23 protein-coding genes are annotated in these 23,005 nt (G+C 74.4%); 12 read left to right on the top strand and 11 right to left on the bottom strand.

Going from position 1 to position 23,005, the window contains the following annotated elements; translation table 11 throughout:
- The first annotated feature begins 175 nt into the window (after nucleotides 1–175).
- The 3 genes from ABZ261_RS08845 to ABZ261_RS08835 all read left to right on the top strand — a co-directional run bounded on the left by ABZ261_RS08845 (nucleotide 176) and on the right by ABZ261_RS08835 (nucleotide 2,703).
- Nucleotides 176–685: a flavin reductase family protein gene (locus ABZ261_RS08845; RefSeq protein WP_356856815.1), complete on the top strand. Its 510-nt coding sequence runs from the start codon at nucleotides 176–178 to the stop codon at nucleotides 683–685.
- Between the two features lie 217 nt (nucleotides 686–902).
- Nucleotides 903–1,688 carry an electron transfer flavoprotein subunit beta/FixA family protein gene (locus tag ABZ261_RS08840; RefSeq protein ID WP_356856813.1) on the top strand — a complete coding sequence of 262 codons (786 nt, stop codon included), beginning with the start codon at nucleotides 903–905 and terminating at the stop codon, nucleotides 1,686–1,688.
- Nucleotides 1,689–1,740: 52 nt separating this feature from the next.
- Nucleotides 1,741–2,703, top strand: coding sequence for an electron transfer flavoprotein subunit alpha/FixB family protein (locus ABZ261_RS08835; protein ID WP_356856811.1), 963 nt, complete (start codon nucleotides 1,741–1,743; stop codon nucleotides 2,701–2,703).
- A 207-nt stretch (nucleotides 2,704–2,910) separates the two neighbouring features.
- Here ABZ261_RS08835 and ABZ261_RS08830 read toward each other — a convergent pair whose 3' ends face one another.
- On the bottom strand, nucleotides 2,911–3,960 hold the full coding sequence (locus tag ABZ261_RS08830; protein WP_356856809.1) for a LacI family DNA-binding transcriptional regulator: 1,050 nt from the start codon (nucleotides 3,958–3,960) through the stop codon (nucleotides 2,911–2,913).
- Nucleotides 3,961–4,176: 216 nt separating this feature from the next.
- Here ABZ261_RS08830 and ABZ261_RS08825 point away from each other — a divergent pair, with 216 nt between their 5' ends.
- Nucleotides 4,177–5,130 carry an ROK family protein gene (locus ABZ261_RS08825; protein ID WP_356856807.1) on the top strand — a complete coding sequence of 318 codons (954 nt, stop codon included), beginning with the start codon at nucleotides 4,177–4,179 and terminating at the stop codon, nucleotides 5,128–5,130.
- 3 nt (nucleotides 5,131–5,133) lie between these two features.
- On the opposite strand, the gene ABZ261_RS08820 is transcribed toward ABZ261_RS08825, so the two are convergent.
- Nucleotides 5,134–7,185 carry an NPCBM/NEW2 domain-containing protein gene (locus ABZ261_RS08820; RefSeq protein WP_356856805.1) on the bottom strand — a complete coding sequence of 684 codons (2,052 nt, stop codon included), beginning with the start codon at nucleotides 7,183–7,185 and terminating at the stop codon, nucleotides 5,134–5,136.
- Nucleotides 7,186–7,450: 265 nt separating this feature from the next.
- On the opposite strand from ABZ261_RS08820, the gene ABZ261_RS08815 reads away from it, so the two are divergent.
- Both ABZ261_RS08815 and ABZ261_RS08810 read left to right on the top strand, forming a co-directional pair.
- Nucleotides 7,451–7,639, top strand: a complete 189-nt coding sequence (locus tag ABZ261_RS08815; protein ID WP_356856803.1) for a hypothetical protein — start codon at nucleotides 7,451–7,453, stop codon at nucleotides 7,637–7,639.
- A gap of 151 nt (nucleotides 7,640–7,790) precedes the next feature.
- Entirely contained in the window at nucleotides 7,791–8,831 is a 1,041-nt protein-coding gene (locus ABZ261_RS08810; RefSeq protein ID WP_356856801.1) for an NUDIX domain-containing protein, read from the top strand.
- A 247-nt stretch (nucleotides 8,832–9,078) separates the two neighbouring features.
- On the opposite strand, the gene ABZ261_RS08805 is transcribed toward ABZ261_RS08810, so the two are convergent.
- Together ABZ261_RS08805 and ABZ261_RS08800 are read right to left on the bottom strand one after the other, a co-directional pair.
- A complete protein-coding gene (locus ABZ261_RS08805) occupies nucleotides 9,079–9,417 on the bottom strand; it encodes an MBL fold metallo-hydrolase (protein ID WP_356856799.1) in 339 nt (112 codons plus the stop codon).
- A gap of 146 nt (nucleotides 9,418–9,563) precedes the next feature.
- Nucleotides 9,564–10,919 (bottom strand): dipeptidase, encoded by a 1,356-nt coding sequence (locus ABZ261_RS08800; protein ID WP_356856797.1) that lies wholly within the window; start codon nucleotides 10,917–10,919, stop codon nucleotides 9,564–9,566.
- Between the two features lie 132 nt (nucleotides 10,920–11,051).
- On the opposite strand from ABZ261_RS08800, the gene ABZ261_RS08795 reads away from it, so the two are divergent.
- The gene (locus ABZ261_RS08795; RefSeq protein ID WP_356856795.1) at nucleotides 11,052–12,293 is read left to right on the top strand and encodes a geranylgeranyl reductase family protein; all 1,242 of its coding nucleotides are present in this window, start codon (nucleotides 11,052–11,054) and stop codon (nucleotides 12,291–12,293) included.
- Here ABZ261_RS08795 and ABZ261_RS08790 read toward each other — a convergent pair.
- A complete protein-coding gene (locus ABZ261_RS08790; protein ID WP_356856793.1) occupies nucleotides 12,283–12,732 on the bottom strand; it encodes a nitroreductase family deazaflavin-dependent oxidoreductase in 450 nt (149 codons plus the stop codon). The genes ABZ261_RS08795 and ABZ261_RS08790 overlap by 11 nt on opposite strands.
- Before the next feature lie 126 nt (nucleotides 12,733–12,858).
- On the opposite strand from ABZ261_RS08790, the gene ABZ261_RS08785 reads away from it, so the two are divergent.
- Nucleotides 12,859–13,545 (top strand): TetR/AcrR family transcriptional regulator, encoded by a 687-nt coding sequence (locus tag ABZ261_RS08785; protein ID WP_356856791.1) that lies wholly within the window; start codon nucleotides 12,859–12,861, stop codon nucleotides 13,543–13,545.
- Nucleotides 13,546–13,711: 166 nt separating this feature from the next.
- Here ABZ261_RS08785 and ABZ261_RS08780 read toward each other — a convergent pair whose 3' ends face one another.
- The 3 genes from ABZ261_RS08780 to ABZ261_RS08770 all read right to left on the bottom strand — a co-directional run bounded on the left by ABZ261_RS08780 (nucleotide 13,712) and on the right by ABZ261_RS08770 (nucleotide 16,331).
- Nucleotides 13,712–14,407, bottom strand: coding sequence for an SGNH hydrolase domain-containing protein (locus tag ABZ261_RS08780; protein ID WP_356856789.1), 696 nt, complete (start codon nucleotides 14,405–14,407; stop codon nucleotides 13,712–13,714).
- An 85-nt stretch (nucleotides 14,408–14,492) separates the two neighbouring features.
- Complete coding sequence (locus ABZ261_RS08775; RefSeq protein WP_356856787.1) at nucleotides 14,493–14,768, bottom strand: DUF6332 family protein; 276 nt, start codon at nucleotides 14,766–14,768, stop codon at nucleotides 14,493–14,495.
- Between the two features lie 75 nt (nucleotides 14,769–14,843).
- The gene (locus ABZ261_RS08770; protein ID WP_356856785.1) at nucleotides 14,844–16,331 is read right to left on the bottom strand and encodes an MFS transporter; all 1,488 of its coding nucleotides are present in this window, start codon (nucleotides 16,329–16,331) and stop codon (nucleotides 14,844–14,846) included.
- Between the two features lie 85 nt (nucleotides 16,332–16,416).
- Between ABZ261_RS08770 and ABZ261_RS08765 the strand changes: the two genes are divergently transcribed.
- Nucleotides 16,417–16,815, top strand: a complete 399-nt coding sequence (locus tag ABZ261_RS08765) for a MarR family transcriptional regulator (protein ID WP_356856783.1) — start codon at nucleotides 16,417–16,419, stop codon at nucleotides 16,813–16,815.
- Nucleotides 16,816–16,946: 131 nt separating this feature from the next.
- Here the strand turns inward: ABZ261_RS08765 and ABZ261_RS08760 are convergent, their stop codons facing one another.
- The gene (locus ABZ261_RS08760) at nucleotides 16,947–18,119 is read right to left on the bottom strand and encodes an MFS transporter (protein WP_356857228.1); all 1,173 of its coding nucleotides are present in this window, start codon (nucleotides 18,117–18,119) and stop codon (nucleotides 16,947–16,949) included.
- A gap of 405 nt (nucleotides 18,120–18,524) precedes the next feature.
- On the opposite strand from ABZ261_RS08760, the gene ABZ261_RS08755 reads away from it, so the two are divergent.
- Complete coding sequence (locus ABZ261_RS08755) at nucleotides 18,525–18,920, top strand: luciferase family protein (protein ID WP_356856781.1); 396 nt, start codon at nucleotides 18,525–18,527, stop codon at nucleotides 18,918–18,920.
- A gap of 125 nt (nucleotides 18,921–19,045) precedes the next feature.
- On the opposite strand, the gene ABZ261_RS08750 is transcribed toward ABZ261_RS08755, so the two are convergent.
- The gene (locus ABZ261_RS08750; RefSeq protein WP_356856779.1) at nucleotides 19,046–19,825 is read right to left on the bottom strand and encodes a DeoR/GlpR family DNA-binding transcription regulator; all 780 of its coding nucleotides are present in this window, start codon (nucleotides 19,823–19,825) and stop codon (nucleotides 19,046–19,048) included.
- A 180-nt stretch (nucleotides 19,826–20,005) separates the two neighbouring features.
- Between ABZ261_RS08750 and ABZ261_RS08745 the strand changes: the two genes are divergently transcribed.
- Entirely contained in the window at nucleotides 20,006–20,887 is an 882-nt protein-coding gene (locus ABZ261_RS08745; protein WP_356856777.1) for an SIS domain-containing protein, read from the top strand.
- A gap of 89 nt (nucleotides 20,888–20,976) precedes the next feature.
- Entirely contained in the window at nucleotides 20,977–21,837 is an 861-nt protein-coding gene (locus tag ABZ261_RS08740) for a ketose-bisphosphate aldolase (RefSeq protein ID WP_356856775.1), read from the top strand.
- A gap of 10 nt (nucleotides 21,838–21,847) precedes the next feature.
- Here ABZ261_RS08740 and ABZ261_RS08735 read toward each other — a convergent pair whose 3' ends face one another.
- A complete protein-coding gene (locus tag ABZ261_RS08735; protein WP_356856773.1) occupies nucleotides 21,848–22,981 on the bottom strand; it encodes a methyltransferase in 1,134 nt (377 codons plus the stop codon).
- Nucleotides 22,982–23,005 lie beyond the last annotated feature (24 nt).

Raw genomic sequence — 23,005 nt, 5'->3', positions numbered from 1 at the left:
GCTGTCGCCGGCCCGCCCGCAGGCCGGCGGAACTCCTTCTCCACGGCCGGGTCCACGTCGACCTCGTCCGCACCGCGAGCGCGCGCTGTCCGGGCTGCTGAGCAGCCGCGCAACACCCCCCTCCCGTGTGCGCCCGGGCGGGGGACGCCCACGCCCCCTCGCAGAAGGACAGCTCATGACGGCCGCCCATGACCTCGGCACCGCCCGGCTCGCCTCCCCCGACCTGTTGCGCTCCACCTTCCGCCGGCATGCCGCCGGCGTCGCCGTGATCACCGCGCGCGGGTCCGCCGGCCCCGCCGGTTTCACCGCCACCTCCCTCACCTCCGTCTCCGCCGAGCCGCCGCTGGTCTCCTTCGGCATCGGCACGGGCGCCTCCAGCTGGCCGGCGGTGGCCGAGGCCGGCCACGTCGGCGTGCACATACTCGGCGAGCACCAGAGCGAGCTGGCCGCCACCTTCGCGCGCAGCGGCGCCGACCGCTTCGGCGCGCCCACGGTGTGGCGGGAGGGCCCGGAAGGGGTGCCGGTGCTGGACGGCGTGCTCGCCTGGCTGGTGTGCCGGATCGTCGCACGGGTCCCGGCCGGCGATCACCGCATCGTGGTCGCCGAGGCCGTCCTCGGCGACTCCTCGGGCCCCGGGCGCCCGCTCCTCTACCACCAGGGCCGCTTCGGCGGCCTGCGGGATTGATCACGCCGCCGCCTCCTGCGGAGCCGTCGAGTTCCGGTTACGCTGCGTTGCGAAGGTCACAGTTCAAAGCGCTTGCTCAGCGAGCATGAACTGGATGTACTGGCGAGTAATATCTCGGTCGGAGCGCGCGGACGCCCCGCTCGGGATCGGCCGCTTCAGGCGCCTATGCTGCCTGCAAGAGGCAGCCCGGAAATGACGATGCAGTAGGAGAGCCGGCGTGAGCTTGAGGATCGTTGTCACTGTGAAGTACGTGCCCGACGCCACTGGCGACCGGCACTTCGCCGATGACCTGACCGTCGACCGCGACGACGTGGACGGTCTGCTCTCCGAACTGGACGAGTACGCCGTCGAGCAGGCGCTGCAGATCGCCGAGAACGCGGACGACGCCGAGGTCACCGTCCTGACGGTCGGCCCCGAGGACGCCAAGGACGCGCTCCGCAAGGCCCTCTCCATGGGCGCCGACAAGGCCATCCACGTCGAGGACGACGACCTGCACGGCACCGACGCCATCGGCACCTCCCTGGTCCTGGCCAAGGCCATCGAGAAGGCCGGCTTCGACCTGGTCGTCTCCGGCATGGCCTCCACCGACGGCACCATGGGCGTCCTGCCCGCACTGGTCGCCGAGCGCCTGGGCGTCCCTCAGGTCACCCTGCTCTCCGAGGTCTCCGTCGAGGACGGCACGGTCAGGGGCCGCCGCGACGGCGACGCCGCCTCCGAGCAGCTCGAGGCGCAGCTCCCGGCGGTCGTCTCCGTGACCGACCAGTCGGGCGAGGCCCGCTACCCGTCGTTCAAGGGCATCATGGCGGCCAAGAAGAAGCCGGTCGAGTCCTGGGACCTGTCCGACCTGGACATCGACGCCGAAGAGGTCGGTCTCGACGGCGCCTGCACCAAGGTCGAGGCCGTGACCGAGCGTCCGGCCCGCACGGCCGGCACCATCGTCAAGGACGAGGGCGAGGGCGGCAAGCAGCTCGCTGAGTTCCTCGCGGGCCAGAAGTTCATCTGAGGCCCGTCCCCCGCTGACCGCCCCTCAACCCGTTACGCAGGAGAGCAATCCCATGGCTGAAGTCCTCGTCTACGTCGACCACGTGGACGGCGCCGTCCGCAAGCCCACCCTGGAGCTGCTGACCCTCGCCCGCCGCATCGGCGAGCCCGTCGCCGTCGCCCTCGGCAACGGCGCCGCCGACACCGCCGCCACGCTCGCCGAGCACGGCGCGGTGAAGGTCCTCACCCACGACGCGCCGGAGTACGCCGAGTACCTGGTCGTGCCGAAGGTGGACGCCCTCCAGGCCGCCTGCGAGGCCGTCTCCCCGGCCGCCGTGCTGGTCCCGTCCTCCGCCGACGGCAAGGAGATCGCCGCCCGTCTGGCGCTGCGCATCGGCTCCGGCATCATCACCGACGCCGTCGACCTGGAGGCCGGCGACGAGGGCCCGGTGGCCACCCAGTCGGTGTTCGCCGCGTCCTTCACCACCAAGTCCCGCGTCGTCAAGGGCACCCCGGTCATCACGGTCAAGCCGAACTCGGCCGCCGTCGAGGCCGCCCCGGCCGCCGGCGCGGTCGAGGCCCTGTCCGTGACCTTCTCCGACAAGGCCACCGGCACGAAGATCACCGGCCGTACGCCGCGTGAGTCGACGGGCCGCCCGGAGCTGACCGAGGCCGCGATCGTGGTCTCCGGCGGCCGCGGCGTCAACGGCGCCGAGAACTTCTCGATCATCGAGGCGCTCGCCGACCAGCTCGGCGCGGCCGTCGGCGCCTCGCGCGCCGCCGTCGACGCCGGCTGGTACCCGCACACCAACCAGGTCGGCCAGACCGGCAAGTCGGTCTCGCCCCAGCTGTACATCGCCAACGGCATCTCGGGCGCCATCCAGCACCGCGCCGGCATGCAGACCTCCAAGACGATCGTGGCCGTCAACAAGGACCCCGAGGCCCCGATCTTCGAGCTGGTCGACTTCGGCGTGGTCGGCGACCTCTTCGACGTCGTCCCGCAGCTGACCGAGGAGATCAAGGCCCGCAAGGGCTGAGGTCCGCCTCCGCCCTACGAGGCCCCCGCCGCCTGCGCGTGACGGGGGCCTCGGTGCATGCCGGACACGGTGCATGCCGGACACGGTGCATGCCGGACACGGTGCATGCCGGACACGGTGTCGGCCGGAGCCGGACAGCGCCGCGCCGCGGGGTGCGGGACGGGCCGGCGGGAGAAGGCGGCGACCGGCCGCGCGGTCCGCGCCGGGTCAGTCCGCCGGGGGCAGCTCGCCCGAGCCGCGGGTGACCAGGCGGGTGGGCAGTTCGATCCGCTCCGGGGCGAGGAGCGTGCCGTCGAGCTGGCGGAAGAGGCGCTCCGCGGCGGTGCGGCCCAGGGCCGCCGGGTCCTGGGCGACGACCGTGACGCCCGGCTGGAGCAGGTCGGCCAGCTCGAAGTCGTCGAAGCCGACCAGGGACACGCGTCGCGCGTGCGCGGCGAGGACCCGCACGACGGTGACCGTGACCCGGTTGTTGCCGGTGAAGACGGCGGTGACGGGCTCGGGCCCGGACAGCATCTCCTCCGCCGCCCGGCGCACCCGCTCGGGTTTCGTCGCCCCCAGGGACATCCAGCGCCGGTCGACGGGTATCCCCGCGTCCGCCATGGCCGACCGGTAGCCGCGCAGCCGCTCGGCCGCGGTGTGGATGCGGGGCATGTCGCCGATGAAGCCGATCCGGCGGTGGCCGTGCGCGATCAGGTGGGCGACGCCGTCGCGGGCGCCGCCGTAGTTGTCGGACAGGACCACGTCGGCGTCGATCCGGCCGGCCGGGCGGTCCACGAACACGGTCGCCACCCCCGCCCTGATCTCCGGCTCCAGGTAGCGGTGGTCGTCCCCGGCCGGGATCACCACGAGCCCGTCCACCCGGCGCGCGCACAGGGCCAGCGCCAGTTCCTGCTCGCGTTCGGGGTCCTCGGCGCTCGAGCCGTTGATCAGCAGGGCTCCGTGCGCGCGGGCCACCTCCTCGACGGCGCGGCTGAGGGGGCCGTAGAACGGGTCGGCCAGGTCCTCCAGGACCAGGCCGATGCTCGACGTGCGGCCCTTGCGGAGCACCCGTGCGCTGTCGTTGCGGCGGAAGCCCAGCGCCTCGATGGCCTCCTGGACCCGGCGTTCGGTGTCGGGGGTGACCCCGGGCTCGCCGTTGACCACCCGGGAGACCGTCTTGAGGCCGACGCCGGCGCGGGCCGCCACGTCCTTCATCGTGGGGCGGTTGCCGTACCGCGTGCCGGAGAGGCGGTCTGCGCGGCGGGTGGTCTCGGGCACGGTGCGTCTGTCCTGTCTCTCGTCCGTCTCTTCCGCCTCTGCCCCGCGGTGGTGCGCGATCCGTGGGCTTGTATGAGGATGTGGCGTCGAGCATAGAGCCTGGACAACGTTGTCAGCTGCGCGAGAGACTGTCCACCGCTCTCCGGCCTGCGCCCCCACCGCTTGACCGGCCTGCCTTTTCAGCTTTTCGAGCTTCTACGGGGAGATCTCACTTCGATGCACACCGATCTCGTGGCGGCCCTGGACATCGGCGGCACCAAGATCGCCGGCGCGCTGGTCGACGACGGCGGACGGATCCTGGCCCGGGCACAGCGGGCGACGCCCGCCCAGCAGGACGGCGAAACGGTCATGGGGGCGGTGGCGGAGGTCCTCGGCGACCTCGCCGCCTCGCCGCTGTGGGGACGCGCCGGCTCGGTCGGCATCGGCAGCGCCGGTCCGGTGGACGCCTCGGCCGGCACCGTCAGCCCGGTGAACGTGCCGGGCTGGCGCTGCTTCCCGCTGGTCGAGCGGGTGCGCGCGGCCACCGGGGGTCTGCCGGTCGAGCTGATCGGCGACGGTGTCGCGATCACCGCGGCCGAGCACTGGCAGGGCGCCGCCCGCGGCCATGACAACGCGCTGTGCATGGTGGTCTCCACCGGGGTCGGCGGTGGTCTGGTGCTGGGCGGCCGACTGCACCCCGGCCCGACCGGCAACGCCGGGCACATCGGCCACATCAGCGTCGACCTCGACGGCGACCCCTGCCCGTGCGGCTCGCGCGGCTGCGTGGAGCGCATCGCCAGCGGCCCCAACATCGCCCGGCGCGCGCTGGAGCAGGGGTGGCGGCCCGGCCCGGACGGGGACGCCTCGGCCGCCGCGGTGGCCGCCGCCGCCCGTGCGGGCGACCCGGTGGCCGCGGCCTCCTTCCAGCGGGCCGCGCAGGCGCTGGCCGCCGGCATCGCGGCCACCGCGACCCTGGTCGAGATCGACGTCGCCGTGATCGGCGGCGGCGTCGCCAAGGCGGGCGACGTCCTCTTCGCGCCCCTGCGCCAGGCCCTCGCGGACTACGCGGCCCTGTCCTTCGTGCGGCGGCTCACCGTCGTGCCCGCGCAGACGGGCACGGACGCGGGGCTGGTCGGCGCCGCCGCGGCCGCGCTGGCCCGCAGGCCGGACGCCGCCGCGGCGAGCCTGTAGCCGTCAGCAGGTCAGCCGCGCGTCCGCCCAGTCCGCGTGGTCGGAGTCGATGCCGTCCCCGCCGTCGGTGACGACGAGCCGGACCACCCGCGCGCCGGTGACGTCGGCGGTGATCCGCCGGGCGGGCATGGCGTTGGTGAGGACGCCGGTGGCGGCGGCCTTGGCGCCGTCCGCCCAGATCTCGAAGGCGACGGTGCCCCGGGTGTCCTTCTCGTCGTCCACGCCCACGTCCGCGGTGACCTTCTCGCAGGCCCCGCCGGTGTAGAAGGAGACGTCGCTGAAGGCGTGCACGCCGAGTCCCCTGGCGTACACCGTCCCGCCGACGGTGAGCGGACGCCCGTCGCCCGCGGCGCTCTCCCCGTTGCTGGTGTCGCGTTCCACCGGCCCCCAGCCGTTGACCGCCGACAGCCACGGCAGGTCACCGGGGTAGGACGTCCCGGCGGGCGGCCGCACCACGACGGACGCGGTCAGCGCGAGCGTCCCGGTGACGCGCTGCCCCGCGGGCGAGCGGTAACCGGCCCGCAGCGTGAGGTCGTAGGAGCCGGGCGGCGTCCCCGCCGGGGCGGTGACGCGCCAGCCGGTGCGCAGGGACGCGCCCGTGGTGAGGACGGCGGCCGAGGTCGCCGAGGCGGGTCGTACGGTCCACCCGCCGGGGCCGGTCAGGGACACGGACACGCGGCGCGCGGGGGTGCGGCCGAGGTCGGTGACGGTGCCGGTCAGTGTGACCGGGGCGCCCGCCTCGATCAGCGGGGTTCCGTCCAGGCCGAGTTCGACGGCGGGCGGGTGCGCGGCCCACCGCGGGTCGGCGGCGACGCGCAGCAGGACCGTGCCGTGGGCGGGGACGGTGGCGGCGATGGTGCCGGCGGTGTTGTAGGTGCGGTGCCGCCACAGGTCGCGCAGGGTGTAGGCGCCGGCGCCGGGCAGGCCGACGGCACGCGCGTCGGTGGCGATCCGCTGGGCGGCGCCGGACTCGTTGAAGAGGGCCACGGCGCGGCTGCCGTCCTGCATCTCCTTGGCGACGACCCAGCGCCCGCCCGCGGAGGAGACCACCGTGCCCTGTCTGCCGAGCGGGTCCTGGTCGACGGCGATGACCTCCGTGTTGCCCAGGACCTCGTAGGTCGCCGGGGAGGCCTTGCGCAGGTCGGTGCCGATGAGCAGGGGTGCGGCCATGACCGACCAGAGCGAGAAGTGCGAGCGGTACTCGGTGTCGGTCATGCCGCCGTTGCCGACCTCCAGCATGTCGGGGTCGTTCCAGTGGCCGGGCCCGGCGTAGGGGGCGAGGGGCAGGTTCTGCTTCACGATCGACAGCATCGAACTCCAGCTGTCGCTGATGTCCCCGGTGGTCCGCCACAGGTGGCCCACGCCCGAGGCCCACTCCCAGGGCTTGTTCTCGCCCCATTCGCAGATGCTGTAGACGATGGGGCGGCCCGTCGCGTCGAGGGCGTCGCGCATGGTCCGGTAGCGCTGCCGGGCGTCCACGCCCTGGTTGTTGCAGTTGTCGTACTTCAGGTAGTCCACGCCCCAGTCGGCGAACTGCCGGGCGTCGCTGTACTCGTGCCCCAGCGCGCCCGGGAAGCCGGCGCTGTCACAGGTCTTGGTGCCGGCGCTGGTGTAGATGCCGAGTTTGAGCCCCTTGGCGTGGACGTAGTCCGCGACCGCCTTGATCCCGTCAGGGAAGCGCGCGGGGTCGGGCACCAGCCTGCCGTTCGCGTCGCGGTCCGGCAGGGCCCAGCAGTCGTCCAGGTTGACGTACCGGTAGCCCGCGTCCTTCAGGCCCTTCGCCACGAAGAGGTCCGCGATGCCTTCGACCATGGCCGCGTCGAACTCGGGGCGGCAGTGGGTGGAGTTCCAGTTGTTGAAGCCCATGGGCGGGGTCGGCGCGAGGTCGTCGGACGGGGCCGGGGCGGGGCTGTGCGGCGCGGTGGGGGCGGTGGGCGCGGCGGGTGCGGCGGGCGCCGCGAGGGCGGGCGCGGCGAGGCCGGTGGCGCACAGCAGCCCTGCGGCGAGTGCTGTGGCCACTCTTCGGCGGGTGGTGCGGGTGTGAGGGTGACGCATCGTCGACGTTCCTCCGACTCGCGAAAGGCGGGATGACGGCGTGCCAGGGTCCCGGACGGCGGTCGGCGCGGAGTGCGCTCCGAGGGACATGTGCGCGTCATCGGTGCGCGTTCACGCTACTGCGTGTCGGAGTATGTTGGAAGAGGAGCGTCCGGCGTTCGGTTCTGTTCGCTCCAGTTCGGCTGGAAGAGGGCGGCACGGCGTCCGGGGGTTCGCGCGGCGGGCTGCGCGTGACCCCGGACGCCGTGCCGCAGTTGATCAGCGCATGAAGAAGCGCAGCATGCTCGCCCTCGCCACCCTCGCCACCGGATTCGTCGTGGCGGCCGTCACTCCCTCCCACCCGGCCGACGAGACCCGCCCCGGCGACCCGACGGTCTCCGGTGCCCTCGACACGGCGGGCCACCTCGTCGGCCCGGAGATCCCCGCCGCCGACGACGCCCCCGGCCGGGAGTAGGCCCGGCGGCGTGCCGCGTGCGTGCCGGCGTCCCCGCCGCGGGGGCGCCGGCACCGCCGTGTGCGCGAGGGCGGCGCCCTCACGGTGACGGGGTTTCCGTGGCAGGGTGGAGCGGGCAAGCCTCAGGGGGCCAACAGAAGAGGGGGAGTCCGTGACCGTCGTCTGGATCAACGGCGCGTTCGGTGCGGGGAAGACCACGACCGCACGGGAACTGATCGAACTGATCCCGAACAGCACGCTCTTCGACCCCGAGGTCATCGGCGGGGCGCTCACGCACCTGCTGCCGCCCAAGTGTCTCGCCGAGGCCGGCGACTTCCAGGACCTGCCGATCTGGCGCCGGCTGGTGGTCGACACCGCCGCCGCGATGCTCGCCGAGCTGGGCGGCACCCTGGTGGTGCCCATGACCCTGCTGCGCCAGGAGCACCGGGACGAGATCTTCGGCGGCCTCGCCGCCCGCAGGATCCCCGTGCACCATCTGCTCCTCGCCCCGGCCGAAACGATACTGCGCGAGCGGGCAGCCGGGCGGGAGGCTCCGGACCCGCCCGACGGCGACATCCGGATGCGCCGGTGGTCCCACGACCGCATCGAGCCCTACCGCGCCGCCCTCGCCTCCTGGCTCACCGCCGACGCCCACCTCGTGGACACCAGCTCCCTCACCCCGTACGAGACGGCCGTGCGCATCGCCGAGGCCGTCGGCAGCGGCGCCGTGCCCGCCTGCGACATAGTGCAGACCCCCGAGCCGACCGCCGAGACGCTCGCCGCGGGGGTGCTCCTCTTCGACGAGCAGGACCGGGTGCTGCTCGTCGATCCCACCTACAAGCCCGGCTGGGAGTTCCCCGGCGGCGTGGTGGAACGGGGCGAGGCCCCGGCCCGTGCCGGGATGCGCGAGGTCGCCGAGGAGACCGGGATACGGCTGCGGGAGGTGCCGCGGCTGCTCGTCGTGGACTGGGAGCGGCCCGCACCGCCCGGGTTCGGGGGACTGCGGCTGCTGTTCGACGGGGGCCGGCTCGAGTCCGCGGAGGCGGAAGGCGTCCTGCTGCCGGGCCCGGAACTGCGCGCCTGGCGCTTCGTCACCGAGCAGGAGGCCGCCGCGATGCTGCCGCCGGTCCGCTACGAGCGCCTGCGCTGGGCGCTGCGAGCGCGCGAGCGGGGCACCGCGCTCTATCTGGAGGCCGGGGTGCCGGTCGGCTGAGCCGGTGCCGGTGCCGGTGCCGGTGCCGGTGCCGGTGCCGGGGTGCCGGTCTGGTCGCGGCCGCGGCCCCGCGCAGTGCGGCGGCGGCGCCTTTCACCACCGGGTCGCCGCGCCCGAAGCAGGCCGCCTCCGCCTCCGGCCCGGCCGGCCGCCGCAGGGATGCCGGGAGCCGGGTCCGGTCGAGGTCGAACACCCCCGGTGTCACCGACCCGTCCACCGGGGGACGCCGCCGCCGTGTCCCCCGGGATCAGCACGCCCTCGCCGGGCAAGACCAGCGATGCTGCCGTCCGTGTGCCCGGCACGTGGAGCACCCGGGCGCCGCCGCCGAAGTCCAGCACCTCGCCGTCCGGCACACCGGTGACCGCGGCGGCGGGCCGGGCCGTTCGCCCGTACGAAGGGGCGTCAGGTGATGGCCGGCGACTCGGCACCGTCCGGCGCGGCCCGCCTCGGCCGCGCCGCCCGCGTGATCCGCGTGGCAGTGGCTCAGGACCGTCCGCCGTACGTCCCGCGGTGTGCTCCCCGTCGCCGCGACCGCGTCGGCGATCGCCCGGCCGGAGCCGAGCGTGCCCGCGTCGACCGGCGTCAACTCCTCGCCCTCGCGCCGGAGACAGGCCCGGCCGACCGGAAAGCGCAGGATGTGGAGGCGGGGGAACCGTTCGGCGACGTCCGTGCGCCGACCGTAGGGAGGGCCCCCGCCCGCCGGCGAGGGCCCTGTGCCGTCGGCGCAATGGCTCAGCCCGCCGCGTAGTTGCGCAGGAACAGCGCCTCGGCGACCGACAGCCGCTCCAGCTCCTCGGGCGACACGCTCTCGTCGACCGCGTGGATCTGCGCCTCGGGCTCGCTCAGCCCGATGAGCAGGATCTCCGCCTGCGGGTACAGGCCGGCGAGGGTGTTGCACAGCGGTATGGAGCCGCCCTGTCCGGCGTAGCTCATGGTCTGACCGGGATAGGCCACCGCCATCGCGTCGGCCATCGCCTGGTAGGCAGGGCTGGTGGTGTCGGCGCGGAACGCCTGCCCCTGGCCGATCTGCTCGGTGGTGACCCGGGCGCCCCACGGGGTGTGCGCCTCGATGTGCGCCTGGAGCAGCTTGGTGGCCTCCGCCGCGTCCACGCCCGGCGGCACCCGCAGGCTGATCAGGGCCCGGGCGCTGGACTGCACGGAGGGGGTGGCGCCGACGACCGGCGGGCAGTCGATGCCGAGGACGGTGACGGCCGGACGGGCCCAGATGCGGTCGGCGACGGAGCCGTCGCCGATGAGCCGGACGCCGTCCAGCACCTTGGCGTCCGCGCGGAACTGCTCCTCGGAGTACTGCAGGCCGTCCCACTCGGCCGTGGCGTCCAGTCCGTCGACCGTGGTCGAGCCGTCCTCGCCGCGCAGCGAGTCCAGGACGCGGATCAGCGCGGCGAGCGCGTCCGGGGCGGCGCCGCCGAACTGGCCCGAGTGCAGGTTGCCGGCCAGGGTGTCGATCTGCACCCGGAGCAGGGTCATGCCCCGCAGGGTGGTGGTGACCGTCGGCAGGCCCACGCGGAAGTTGCCCGCGTCACCGATGACGATCGCGTCCGCCTCCAGCAGTCCGGGGTGCTCCTCGGCGTACCGCTCCAGACCGCCGGTGCCCTGCTCCTCCGAGCCTTCCACGATCACCTTGACGTTCACGGGGACGCCGCCGTTCGCCTTCAGGGCGCGCAGTGCGAGCAGGTGCATGAGGAAGCCGCCCTTGCAGTCGGCGGTCCCGCGGCCGTACCAGCGGCCGTCGCGCTCGGTCAGCTCGAACGGCGGGGTGGTCCAGCCGGCCTCGTCCAGCGGCGGCTGGACGTCGTAGTGCGCGTACAGGAGAACCGTTTTCGCCCCCTCCGGGCCGGGGAGCCGGCCGTACACCGACTGCGTGCCGTCCGGGGTGTCCAGCACGGCCACGTCGACGAAGCCCTCGGCCTCCAGCGCGTCGGCGATCCAGCGCGCGGCGGCCTCGCTCTCGCTCTTCGGGAACTGCGTGAAGTCCGCCACCGACCGGAAGGCGACCAGCTCGGTGAGCTCCGTCTTCGCCCGGGGCATCAGCGAGGCCACGGTCTCGGCGACCGGATTCGACGACATGGGCACGCTCCTCGTGGGTGCGACGTTGATACGGGGTGAGTACAGCGATCCTCCCACAGCGGTCCGCGCGGACGTCCGCCGTAGGATGCGGGGGACACTTCGGCAGCGGCTTGAGCGGAGCGGTAGACCATCGTGAGCGGCGACAACTCTTCGGCGGACGACGTGCAGCGGGTGTGGGACGTCGTCGTGGTGGGCGCAGGACCCGCGGGGGCTTCGGCCGCCTACGCGGCGGCGGTCGCGGGACGGCGCGTGCTGCTGCTGGAGAAGGCCGAGCTGCCGCGCTACAAGACCTGTGGCGGCGGCATCATCGGCCCGTCGCGCGACGCGCTGCCGCCCGGCTTCGAACTGCCGTTCAAGGACCGGGTGCACGCGGTGACCTTCTCGAACAACGGCCGCTTCACCCGCACCCGCCGCTCCAGGCAGATGCTGTTCGGCCTGGTCGACCGGTCCGAGTTCGACCGGCAACTCGTCGAACACGCCCAGAAGGCGGGCGCCGAGCTGCGCACGGGCGTCACGGTCCAGCGGGTGGAGCAGCACGGCTCGGCGGTGCCGGACCGGCGCACGGTCGCCGTCGTCCTGCAGGGCGGCGAGACGGTGCTGGCCCGCGCGGTCGTCGGAGCCGACGGCAGCGCCAGCCGGATAGGAGCCCATGTCGGTGTGAAGCTGGACCAGGTGGACCTCGGGCTGGAGGCGGAGATCCCGGTGCCGGAGACGGTCGCCGAGGACTGGAAGGGACGGGTCCTCATCGACTGGGGCCCGCTGCCGGGCAGTTACGGCTGGGTGTTCCCCAAGGGCGACACGCTGACGGTCGGTGTCATCTCCGCGCGCGGCGAAGGCGCCGCCACCAAGCGGTACCTGGAGGACTTCATCGGCCGGCTCGGCCTGGCCGGCTTCGAGCCGGCCCTCTCCTCGGGGCACCTGACCCGCTGCCGCGCCGAGGACTCGCCGCTCTCCCGCGGGCGGGTCCTGGTCTGCGGGGACGCGGCGGGCCTGCTGGAGCCGTGGACCCGCGAGGGCATCTCGTTCGCGCTGCGCTCGGGGCGGCTGGCGGGGGAGTGGGCGGTCCGGATCGCCGAGGCCCACGACGCCGTCGACACCCGGCGCCAGGCCCTCAACTACGCGTTCGCCGTCAAGGCGGGGCTCGGCGTCGAGATGAGCGTGGGCAAGCGGATGCTGGCCCTCTTCGAGAAGCGCCCCGGCTTCTTCCACGCGGCTCTCACCGGCTTCCGTCCGGCCTGGCGGGCGTTCAAGGACATCACGCAGGGCTCCACCTCGCTGGGCGAGCTCATCCGCTCCCATCCGCTCGCCCAGCGCGCCCTGACCGCGCTGGACCGGGGGGCGGCCGCACCGGCGGAGGATTCCGTCAGTTCGTGACGGTGATCCGGAAGACCGGGTGATCGGGGGCGATCCGGCGCAGGTCCGCGTCGGGGGAGTCGGGGCCGACTCCGTCGAAGAACGCCCCGGCCTCCAGCTTCCAGCGCTCGAGGTACGCCCGCAGCAGCGGCACCTTGTCGTCGTCGGCGACCTCGGTGGCGGTGAACGCGTCGGCGTTCTTGCCGAGCCGCAGTTCGCCGCCGCCGGCCGCGCGCATGTTCCGGGTCCACTGGACGTGCCCGCGCGGGGCGACCAGGTACTGCTGCCCGTCCACCGTCAGCGGGTTCACCGGGGTGGTGCGCCACTGTCCGCTGGTGCGCCCGCGCACCGCGAGGACGCGCGAGCCCCGGACGCTGATGCCGTGCCGGGTCAGCCAGGCGACGGCCCGGTTGAACACGTTGACGGTGAACCAGCCGGGCTTCTTGACGTATGTCGACACAGTGACCCCTCACGGTTTCGGAGAGCGGTGCTCTCGCCGGACTCCAGTGTGGGGCGCGCCGACCGTCAGGGCAAGAGCACTGCTCTCTTTTGTGTGCACCGCTCTCCGCCGTGGCACACTTCCGGTATGAGCACCGCACAGGGCGCCCGCGCCCGGGCCAGGCAGGAAGTCGCAGGCGCCATCAAGGAGGCGGCGCGCCGGCAGCTCGCGGCGGAGGGCGCCGCCAAGCTCTCGCTGCGCGCCGTCGCCCGCGAGCTGGGCATGGTCTCGTCGGCGCTGTACCGCTATTTCCCCAGCCGGGACGACCTGCTGACCGCCCTGATCATCGACGCCTACGACTCCCTGGGCGCGGCGGCGGAACAGGCCGCTGACGCCGCGGCCGGCGCCCCGCACCCCGCCCGCTGGACGGCCGTGTGCGAGGCCGTGCGCGCCTGGGCGCTCGCCCACCCGCACGAGTACGCGCTGATCTACGGCTCGCCCGTGCCCGGGTACGCCGCTCCCCCGACCACCGTGCGGGCCGCGGGCCGCGTGGGCTTCGTCCTCATCGGCATCCTCCGGGAGGCGCACCAGGGACCCGGCCTCACCGCCCCGCCCCTCCCCGCCGAACTGCGCCCCGAGGCCCGGCGCATGGCCGCCGATCTCGCGCCCGAACTGCCGCCCGAGACCGCCGCGGCGTTGGTCGCGGCCTGGGCCCAGCTGTTCGGCCTGGTGAGCTTCGAGCTGTTCGGCCAGTTCAAAGAGGTGGTCGAGGACCGGGACGCCTTCTTCCGGCACGCGGTGACGCGACTGGCTCACGGCGTGGGCCTGCGGTGAGCGCCCGAGGGGCTGCGGCGTCCGGCCCGGTACGGCCGGGCTGAGCGAGGGCGTGGTGCGCGATCCGGTGAACGCCACGGCTCCGGTCGCTTCCCGGCGATTCGCGACCGCCGCCCCGCCCCGCCCCGGCGACGGATCCGGCGACGACGCGATCCGGCGGAGATGCCTAGCGCGGCCGCCGGCCGGCTGCGCTCCGCACCTGCGAGGTCAGCCACGGCTGCAGCCAGCGCGCTCCCTCCGGCGTGAGGTGGACCCCGTCGCTGCGCACGCGAACACCGTCGACCTCCCACGTGAAGGCACCGTCCGGGCACAGGCGGCGGCCCAGCTCAAGGATCCCGGCGCTGCGGCCCTTGTGCGCGGCGGCCTGACGGAGCATCCGGTTCCAGAGGTCGACGCGCTCGGGCCGGTCTTCGGGCCATACACCGCCGTCCGGCCGTTCTCCTCGACGGTTGTAGGGCACCGTGGCCAGCAGCACGCGAGCACCGCGGGCCGCCGCGGTGTCGATCGCCCGGTCGAGCTGCGCCCGCAGGTACGCGTCGAACGTCTTGTCCCCGATGTGCGTCCAGCGCCCGCCGTGCGAGCGGTCCATGGTCTCCCAGCGCCCGAAGAGGAGCACCACCACGTCCGGGTCGTCGCGGTCGACCGCCTGCCGCAGGTCGCTCGGCCACCGCTCGCACCGCCGGGACACCTCATGGAGGCCGCCGAAGCAGCGGTAGGGGCTGCTCGGCGCCGGACCGCAGCCCTGCCGGGTGACGTCGTGGACGGTGACGCCCGGGGTGGGGGGCAGGCAAGGGAGGGCGCTGCCACCCGCTCCCGTTCCCCACCGCGCCCGCATCACGCCGTAGGCGGTCCCGGCCGGCACGCCTGCGCGTCCCGCGCCGCCCGCCCCTGCCGGGCGGGGCCGGGGTTCAGGACGCTGGTCTCCCGGTCCGCCGACCGGGCCCCTGTCAGGCCCCTTCGTACGGGCCCGGGCGGCCGGGCCGGGAGCGGAAGCGGGTCAGCACCGTCACCACCCGGGCGAGGAAGACCGCCGGGGCGGCGATCTGGCCCAGGCGCAGCAGCGCCGCGGCCGGCAGGCGCGGCAGGTCGAAGAGCAGGGCGGGCCCGGCCAGGGCCCCGAACAGCACTGCCGCCGCGAAGGCGGCGCTGGCCAGCGCGTATCCGATCTCCACCGTCGCCGCGTCCCGTTCCGCCTGGGTACGGCGCCCCCCGTGTGCGTACATCCCGCCAGTCTCACAGACGTGCGCCCGGCGGAGCAATCGACTCGCGCCGGGCGCACCGCGGAGGCGTCCCCCCGGTCAGTCGCGGAGCGCCACGGGCTCGGCCGCCTCCTTCACGGCGGACCGGGCGACCACCACGGACCGTGCCGGGCGGGACCGGCGCAGTCCGGGCAGCGACAGCAGCAGGCCGGCCACGGCGATGACGGCGACCACGACCAGGCCGGGACGGTAGCTGTCGAGAACGGCCTGCGGGGTGGCCTTCTCGGGAGCGTGCGCGGTGATGACGGCCGTCACGACCGCCAGGAAGACGGCACCGCCCACCTGCACCGAAGTGTTCAGCAGTCCGGAGACCATGCCCTGCTCGTGCTCGTCCACGCCGTTGGTGGCCTGGACGTTGAGGGACGGGAAGGTCAGGGCGAAGCCGGCGCCGACCAGCAGCATGGTCGGCAGGATCACGGCGGCGTAGACCGGGTGGAGGTCGATGCGCAGGAACAGCACGTAGCCGGCGGCCAGCATGACGAAGCCCAGCACGATCAGGCGCGCCGTGCCGAACCGGTCGATGACGGCGCCGACCTTGGTCGCGGACAGCGCCACCAGCGCACCGGCCGGCAGGAACGCCAGCGCGGTGTGCAGCGCCGACCAGCCCAGGACCTGCTGCATGTACAGCGTGACCAGGAACTGGAAGCCCATGTAGCTGCCGATGAACGTCAACGCCCCCAGCTGGGCCCGCACCTGCGGTCCGGAGCGCAGTACGCCGAGCCGGACCAGCGGACTGGCGCTGCGCCGCTCGACGGCGACGAAGACCGCCAGCAGGGCGGCGGCGCCGAGGAAGGAGAGGACCGTGCGGGCCGAGGCCCAGCCCGCCTCGGGGGCCTGCACGACGGTGAAGACCAGCAGCAGCATCGACGCGGTGCCGAGGACGGCGCCCGGCACGTCGTAGCCGCCCCGGCCGCGCTCGCGCTCGGTGCGGGGCAGCAGACGCATGCCGACGAGCAGGGCCAGCAGCGCGACGGGCGCGGGCAGCAGCATGGTGAACCGCCAGCTGGCCTCGGTGAGCAGGCCGGAGAAGACGAGGCCCATGGAGTAACCGGTGGCGCCGCAGGTGGTGTAGATCGACAGGGCCCGGTTGCGCAGCGGGCCCTCGGGGAACGTCGTGGTGATGATCGACAGGCCCGCCGGTGCGGTGAAGGCCGCGCTGAGGCCCTTGACGAAGCGGCTGGCGATCAGCAGCGGGCCCGAGTCCACGATCCCGCCGAGCAGCGAGGCGAACGCGAAGACGCCGAGGGCCACGAGGAACACCTGGCGCCGGCCGAGCAGGTCGGCGGCCCGGCCGCCCAGGAGGAGCAGGCCGCCGTAGCCGAGGATGTAGCCGCTGACCACCCATTGCAGCGTCGACGTCGACAGATGCAGGTCGGAGGCGATGGACGGCAGGGCGACGCCGACCATCGAGACGTCCAGGGCGTCGAGGAACATCGCGGCGCACAGCACCAGCAGGGTGCCCCACAGGCGGGGGGTCCAGCGGACCGCCGCGGGCGGGGCGGCGGAGACGGTGAGCGGAGAAGTCATGCCGAGGAGAGTACATGCATGTGCATGAGATGCAAGCTCATTTAATGCCGGTGCAATGAACGGCGTTCTCTGCTACGGTGCGCTCATGGCGGCGAAGAAGCCTGAACAGGAGCTCGTGGAGCAGTGGCGCGACATCCTGTCCCTGCACGCCCGCACCCAGTGCGAACTGGACCGGGCGCTGCACGCGCACGGCCTGTGCGCCAGTGACTTCGAGGTGCTCGACCTGCTGGCCGAGGGCGCCGCGGCCGACGGCGGCTGCGCCTACCGCGTACAGGAGATCTCCGACCGGGTCCATCTCAGCCAGAGCGCCCTGTCCCGGCTCATCGGCCGGCTGGAGAAGGACGGACTCGTCGAGCGCGCCATGTGCCTCGACGACCGGCGCGGGGTGCGCGTGTCGCTCACGGCGAAGGGGCGCGCGCTGCACGGCGAGGTGCGGCCGGTGCAGCGCGCGGTGCTGGTCCGGATGCTGACCGGGACCGACTGACCCGGACGCCCGGCGGCGCGGGCCGATCCCAGCGCCGGATCGCGGTCAGGCGATACGCGGCGGCCGTGGGGCTGACGTGGCGTCAGCGCGCGATCGGGCTGCCACCGTGCGGCCCAGCCACCGGCACCCGCTCAGCGTCCCAGCACGTCCCGGGTCGCCACCCCGATGACGGCGGCGACGCCGGCCAGTACGGCGACGCTGGTGAGCGCGGTGGGCAGGGAGAACCAGTCGGCCATGAAACCGATCGCGGGGGGACCGAGCAGCATGCCGCCGTAGCCCAGGGTGGAGGCGACGGCGACGCCGGAGGGGCCGGCCAGCGCGCCCGCCCGCTCGACGGCGACGGGGAAGAGGTTCGCCAGTCCCAGCCCGGTGACGGCGAAGCCGGCCAGCACCGCCCACACGGAGGGCGCGAGCGCGCCGAGCAGCATGCCGGCCGCGGCGACGCTGCCGCCGGCGATCACGGTACGGGCCCGGCCGAGGCGGGCCAGCAACGCCGTCCCCGTCAGCCGCCCGACGGTCATGGCGAGCGCGAAGCACGCGTACCCGGCCGCCGCCGTGCCGGCGGAGGCCGCGAGGTCCTGCTGGAGGTGGAGGGCGCCCCAGTCGGCCATGGCTCCCTCGCCGTAGGCCGTGCACAGCGCGACCAGCCCGAAGACGACGACCAGCCCGCGCCGGGCCGGCCCGCGCGCGGCACCGCCGCCGGTCTCCGCCGGGGACGGCGTCGTCCGCTCGGGCGGCGCCGGCGGCTCGTGCCGCAGCAGGGAGCGTCCGGCGACGGCCGTGACCAGCAGCCCGATCACGGTGAGACCGAGCATGTGGCGGGTGGGCGTGAGGACGCCCGCGGCCAGCCCGCCGAGGCCCGCGCCGACCATCCCGCCCAGGCTGAAGGCGGCGTGGAAACTGGGCATGACGGGCCTGCGCAGGGCGGCGACCAGGTCGACGGCGGCGCTGTTGAAGGCCACGTTGACGCCGCCGTATGCCGCGCCGAACAGCAGCAGCACGGCGCCCAGCACCGGTGCCGAGCGGGTGAGCGGGGGCAGCGCGACGCTGAGTGCGAGCACCACCATGCAGACGACGGTCACCGGATGGCTGCCGTAGCGGCGGCAGAGCCGGCCGGTCAGCGTCATGGTGAGCACGGCCCCCGCCGAGACCCCGAGCAGCGCGAGCCCGAGGGCGCCGGCGGAGGCGTGCGTCTGGTGCTTGATGTCGGGGATGCGGACGACCCACCCCGCGAAGAGGAAGCCGTCCAGCGCGAAGAACGTGGTGATCGCCACACGCAGCGCGGTGAGGTCCGGGCCCGGCACGACGCTGTGCGAACGGGCTTTGTTTATTAGCGGCACAAATTGAGCGTAGGGGCGGGCGGGGAGGCGGGCAAGGGGACGCGGACCGGTGCGGGCTCCGTCGGGCGTGGCCCGGGGTGAGCGGTGGCGCGCGTCGTCGCGCGAGTCGGGGCGCTGCGGTGCGGCAGGGGCGCGGGGCGGTGCGGCGGGGGCGCGGGGCGGTGCGGTGGGGGCGCGGGGCGGGGCGAGGGGCGCCGGGGCCCGTCCTGAACTGCGCTTCTCCTCCGCCCGCCCGAGCAATCGGGGCCGGGAGAAGGGCCGTTGAGTGATCCGGAGGTCCGTGCGGGAGGGGAACGCGTGGCGCGTACAGGTCGGTGAATGCGTGCTCACGCCCTGGTTGCGGAGGGGTGAGCGCGCCATGATGGGCCCATGACGTTGGCCTCCCGCGCGTTCGCGCAACTGGCGACCTGGCCGGACCTCAGACACGCCGTGCCGAGCTGCGGCCTGGGACGCGCCGTGAGCTCGGCGCAGGGCGAGATCGCCCACTTCCACTCCGAGCGCGATGTGGACCTGCGGCTCACCGACCGGGCCATCCGGCGGTTCGCCAAGGACCTCAGGGGCTCGGGTGCGATCAGGATCGTGCCCGGGTCCCAGTGGCTGACCCTGCGGCTCGACGCCGCGAGCGACGTCGACCTGCTGCTGACGCTGGTCAGCGCGGCCCTCCAGGCGCAGCAGGCATGCCCCGACGCGGTCGGCCGGACGGTGGCCGGCTGCAACGACCAACGCGGCGCGGGCTTCGTGAAGGCCGACCTCGGCGGCATCTGAGACGCCGGGGCGCGGGTCGGAGCGGTTCCGCCGTCCGCTCGGCGTGATGGGCGTGACGGGCGTGACGGGCGACGCGGGCGGGCGGCAGGCCGATCGGTTCAGGCGCGGCCGGAGTCCGCCGGGTGTCAGACCGTCAGCACCCGGACGCCCGCCTCCTCGAAGCGCCGTACCGTCTCCCGGTCGGCCGCCGCGTCCGTCACCAGCGTGTCCACGAGCTCCGTGCCGCAGATCCGGGCGAAGGCCCGGCGGCCCAGTTTGCTGGAGTCGGCGGCGACCACCACCCGCTCGGCGCGCTCGCACAGCAGCCGGTCGACCGCGGCCTCCGCCTCGTCGTGCGCCGCGGTGCCGTGCGCGACGTCGAAGCCGACGACACCGAGCACGGCCACGTCCAGGGTGATCTGCCCCAGCACCCCGTCGGCCAGCGGACCCACCAGCTCGTACGACTGCGCCCGCGCCACCCCGCCCGTCACCACGATCTTGAACTGCGGCCGCACGGCGAGTTCGTTGGCGATGTTGAGGGCGTTGGTGACGACGGTCAGCGCGGGGGAGCCGGTCGCCAGGTCGGCGCGCACCGCCAGCGCGCGGGCCACCTCCGTGGTGGTCGTGCCGCCGGTCAGGCCCACCGCCTCGCCCGGTGCGACGAGCCGGGCCACCGCCTCGGCGATGCGCTGCTTCTCGGGCGCGCGGCGGGCCGTCTTGTAGCGCAGCGGCAGCTCGTACGACACCCCGTGCACCACCGCTCCGCCCCGGGTGCGCACCAGCATCTGCTGTTCGGCGAGCCGGTCGAAGTCCCGGCGGATCGTGGCCGCCGACACCGCCAGTTCGGCCGCCGCCTCCCCGACCTCCAGCCGGCCGCGCTCGACGAGCAGTTCCAGCAGTGTCTTCCAGCGCGCGTCGCGGGACATCCGCAGCCTCCGTTCCTCCGCGGCCGTTCCCGGCTCACCCCGCCGGTCGCTTCCCGGCCGCGATCCGCTCCGCGGCCCCCCTCCGGCATCCCGGCGACCCTAACGCACCACGCCTGCATGCTTGATTGCGCTCGAAAGCCCGCTGTACCGTGCAGAAACGATCAGCGAGGGAGTGTGGGCGTGACCCATGTCGAGAACGAGCTGAGAAGCCAGCCGGAGTGCTGGGCCCGGGCGGCCGAGCAGGCGGGGCAGCACCGGGAGGCGCTGCCCGGGACGGGGGAGCGGGCCGCCGTCGTCGGCTGCGGGACCTCGTACCACATGGCCCAGGCCGTGGCCGCGCTGCGGGAGGGCGCCGGTCAGGGGGAGACCGACGCGTTCCCCGCCTCCGAGTTCCCGCACGGACGGCCGTACGACCGGGTCGTCGCCCTCACCCGCTCCGGCACCACCACCGAGGTGCTGGATCTGTTGGAGAAGGTGAGGGGGCGCATCCGCACCACCGCCGTCACCGCCGACCCGGACGCCCCCGTCGGGTCGGCCGCCGACGACCTCATCGTGCTGGACTTCGCCGACGAACGCTCGGTCGTGCAGACCCGGTTCGCGACCACCGCGCTCACCCTCCTGCGCGCCCGTCTCGGCCTGCACACCGACGCCGTCGTCGCCGACGCGCGCACCGCCCTCGCCGCTCCGCTGCCCGAAGGACTCGTGGAGTGCGCGCAGTTCACCTTCCTCGGACGCGGCTGGACCGTCGGACTCGCCCACGAGGCCGGGCTGAAGATGCGTGAGGCGTCCCTCGCCTGGGCGGAGTCCTACCCGGCCATGGAGTACCGGCACGGCCCCATCAGCGTCAGCACCGCCGGCACCGCCGCCTGGATGCTCGGCACGGCGCCCGACGGGCTCGCCGAACAGGTACGCGGCACCGGCGCCCGGTGGATCGAGGGCCGGCTCGACCCCCTCGCCGAACTCGTCCGCGTGCAGCGGCTCGCCGTCGCCGTCGCCGCCGCCCGGGGCCTCGACCCCGACCGGCCGCGCCACCTCACCCGCTCGGTGATCCTCGCCCCCTGAATCCCGCCGCGCGGGTCCCCGCCGGCCCCGCCCCCGCCGGCCCCGCCCCCGCCGGTCCTGCCCCCGCCTGTCCCGGAAGGACGCCTCACGTGCCCCTGGCACCCACGGGCGAGCTGGTCACCCGCGCCGCCGCGGCCCGCTCCGCCGTCACCGCGTTCAACATCATCACCCTGGAACACGTCGAGGCCGTCGTCGCCGGCGCGGAGACGGCCGGCGCCCCGGTCGTCCTCCAGGTCAGCGAGAACGCCGTCAGGTTCCGCCACAACCGGCTGCTGCCACTGGCCCGCGCCGCCGTCGCCGCCGCCGAACGCGCCGCGGTCCCGGTGGCGTTGCACCTGGACCATGTGCAGAGCGACGACCTGCTGCGTCAGGCGGCCGGCGCCGGTTTCAGCTCGGTGATGTACGACGCGGCCCGACTGCCGTACGCCGAGAACCTCGCCGCGACCCGGGCGGCAGCCGACTGGGCGCATTCCCGAGGACTGTGGATCGAGGGCGAACTGGGGCAGATCGGCGGCAAGGACGGCCGGCCGCCGCTGGACGCCCACGCGCCCGGCGCCCGCACCGACCCCGACCGGGCCCGGGACTTCGTCGCCCGCACCGGCATCGACGCCCTGGCCGTCGCCATCGGCAGCGCGCACGCCATGACCACCCGCACCGCGGTCCTCGACCAGGACCTGCTCGAACGGCTCTCGGCCGCACTGACCGTGCCGCTCGTCCTGCACGGCTCCTCCGGTGTGCCGGACGACGGACTGGTCGCCGCGGTCGGCGGCGGCATCGCGAAGATCAACATCGGCACCGCGCTCAACCTCGCCATGACCGGAGCGATCCGCGCGTTCCTCACCGCCCACCCGGACGCCGTCGACTCCCGCACCTACCTCCGCGCCGGCCGGGAGGCGATGACCCGCGAGGTCGCCCGCATCATCGGCGTCCTCTCCCGCACGCCCGTCTGACCCCGCGCGTTCAGCGCTTCCTGACGGCCTTCAGCACCACGAACTTCGGATCGCTGGCGACCAGTTCGCAGTTCCCGAACAGCCGCTTCAGCTTCACGTGATAGCCCAGGTGGCGGTTGCCGATCACCCACAGTTCGCCGCCCGGCCGCAGCGCGCGCCTCGCCCCGGTGAACATCCGCCGGGCCGTCGCGTCCGACGTCGCCTGGTGGGAGTGGAACGGCGGGTTGTTCAGGACCAGGTCCACACTGCCGGGCGCCACCCCGGCCAGCCCGTCGCCGACCCGGAACTCGGCGTGCCCCGGCACCCCGTTCGCCTTGTACGTCGCCTCCGCCGAGGCCACCGCCTGGAACGACTCGTCCACGAACAGCACCTCGGCCGACGGATCGGCCAGCGCCACCGCCGTGCCGATGACGCCGTTGCCGCAGCCGAGGTCCACCACGCGTCCCGCACCCGGGCCCGGCAGGTGCTGCAGGAAGAAGCGGGTGCCGATGTCCAGCCGGTCGGCGCAGAAGACCCCCGCGTGGTTGACGACCGTGCGCCCCGACACCGCGCCGACGCCGTCCGGGAGGACGTAGCTGTACGGCCACGGGTTGGCGGGCCGCTCCAGCGCGGGGTCCGGGGTGCAGAAGATGAGCCGGGCCTTCTGCTGCGCCAGCGACGTCCGGGTCGGGCCGAGGATCCGCTCGAACAGCCGCAGGGTGGAGGTGTGGATCTCCTTCACCATCCCGGCGCCGACGACGACCGTGCCCGCGTGCACGGCCGGCGCGAGCCGCAGCAACTGGTCCTCCAGCAGCGCCAGGCTCTTCGGCACCCGCACCAGCAGCACGTCCACCCGCTCCGGCGGCGGGTCCTGGGTGGTGAGCAGCCGGACGGCGCCCGGCTCGACACCGGCCCGCGCCAGGTTCGCCCGGGTGGCCTCCTGGGTCAGCCAGGAGTCGGTGATCTGCGTCGGCCGGTGCGCGGCCAGCGCCGTGGCCAGCGCCCCCCAGCGGTCCCCGACCACCACGACCGAGCCCTGCAGCGGCACCTCCTCCTCCGCCAGCCGGCGCAGCAGGTACGCGTCGGCGGCGTCCCAGGCACGCAGCCGGTCGCGCGGATCCTCGGGGAAGCGGGTCAGCTCGACCTCGCCCCACGGTGTCGTCATACGGTCGCTCATCGTGCGTCCAGG

Source organism: Streptomyces sp. NPDC006193 (assembly GCF_040613915.1).
Taxonomy (GTDB): Bacteria; Actinomycetota; Actinomycetes; order Streptomycetales; family Streptomycetaceae; genus Streptomyces.
Note: the sequence above shows the minus strand (reverse complement) of the source record. Positions and strands in the feature narration are given on the sequence as shown.

Excerpts from the sequence above, each read along its gene's own strand:
- ABZ261_RS08765 (WP_356856783.1), top strand. The coding sequence starts at position 16,417 with ATGGCGGCGAAGAAGCCTGAACAGGAGCTCGTGGAGCAGTGGCGCGAC.
- ABZ261_RS08785 (WP_356856791.1), top strand. The coding sequence starts at position 12,859 with ATGAGCACCGCACAGGGCGCCCGCGCCCGGGCCAGGCAGGAAGTCGCA.
- ABZ261_RS08770 (WP_356856785.1), bottom strand. The coding sequence starts at position 16,331 with ATGACTTCTCCGCTCACCGTCTCCGCCGCCCCGCCCGCGGCGGTCCGC.
- ABZ261_RS08815 (WP_356856803.1), top strand. The coding sequence starts at position 7,451 with ATGAAGAAGCGCAGCATGCTCGCCCTCGCCACCCTCGCCACCGGATTC.
- ABZ261_RS08755 (WP_356856781.1), top strand. The coding sequence starts at position 18,525 with ATGACGTTGGCCTCCCGCGCGTTCGCGCAACTGGCGACCTGGCCGGAC.
- ABZ261_RS08750 (WP_356856779.1), bottom strand. The coding sequence starts at position 19,825 with ATGTCCCGCGACGCGCGCTGGAAGACACTGCTGGAACTGCTCGTCGAG.
- ABZ261_RS08825 (WP_356856807.1), top strand. The coding sequence starts at position 4,177 with ATGCACACCGATCTCGTGGCGGCCCTGGACATCGGCGGCACCAAGATC.
- ABZ261_RS08845 (WP_356856815.1), top strand. The coding sequence starts at position 176 with ATGACGGCCGCCCATGACCTCGGCACCGCCCGGCTCGCCTCCCCCGAC.
- ABZ261_RS08735 (WP_356856773.1), bottom strand. The coding sequence starts at position 22,981 with ATGACGACACCGTGGGGCGAGGTCGAGCTGACCCGCTTCCCCGAGGAT.
- ABZ261_RS08800 (WP_356856797.1), bottom strand. The coding sequence starts at position 10,919 with ATGTCGTCGAATCCGGTCGCCGAGACCGTGGCCTCGCTGATGCCCCGG.
- ABZ261_RS08820 (WP_356856805.1), bottom strand. The coding sequence starts at position 7,185 with ATGCGTCACCCTCACACCCGCACCACCCGCCGAAGAGTGGCCACAGCA.
- ABZ261_RS08775 (WP_356856787.1), bottom strand. The coding sequence starts at position 14,768 with ATGTACGCACACGGGGGGCGCCGTACCCAGGCGGAACGGGACGCGGCG.
- ABZ261_RS08835 (WP_356856811.1), top strand. The coding sequence starts at position 1,741 with ATGGCTGAAGTCCTCGTCTACGTCGACCACGTGGACGGCGCCGTCCGC.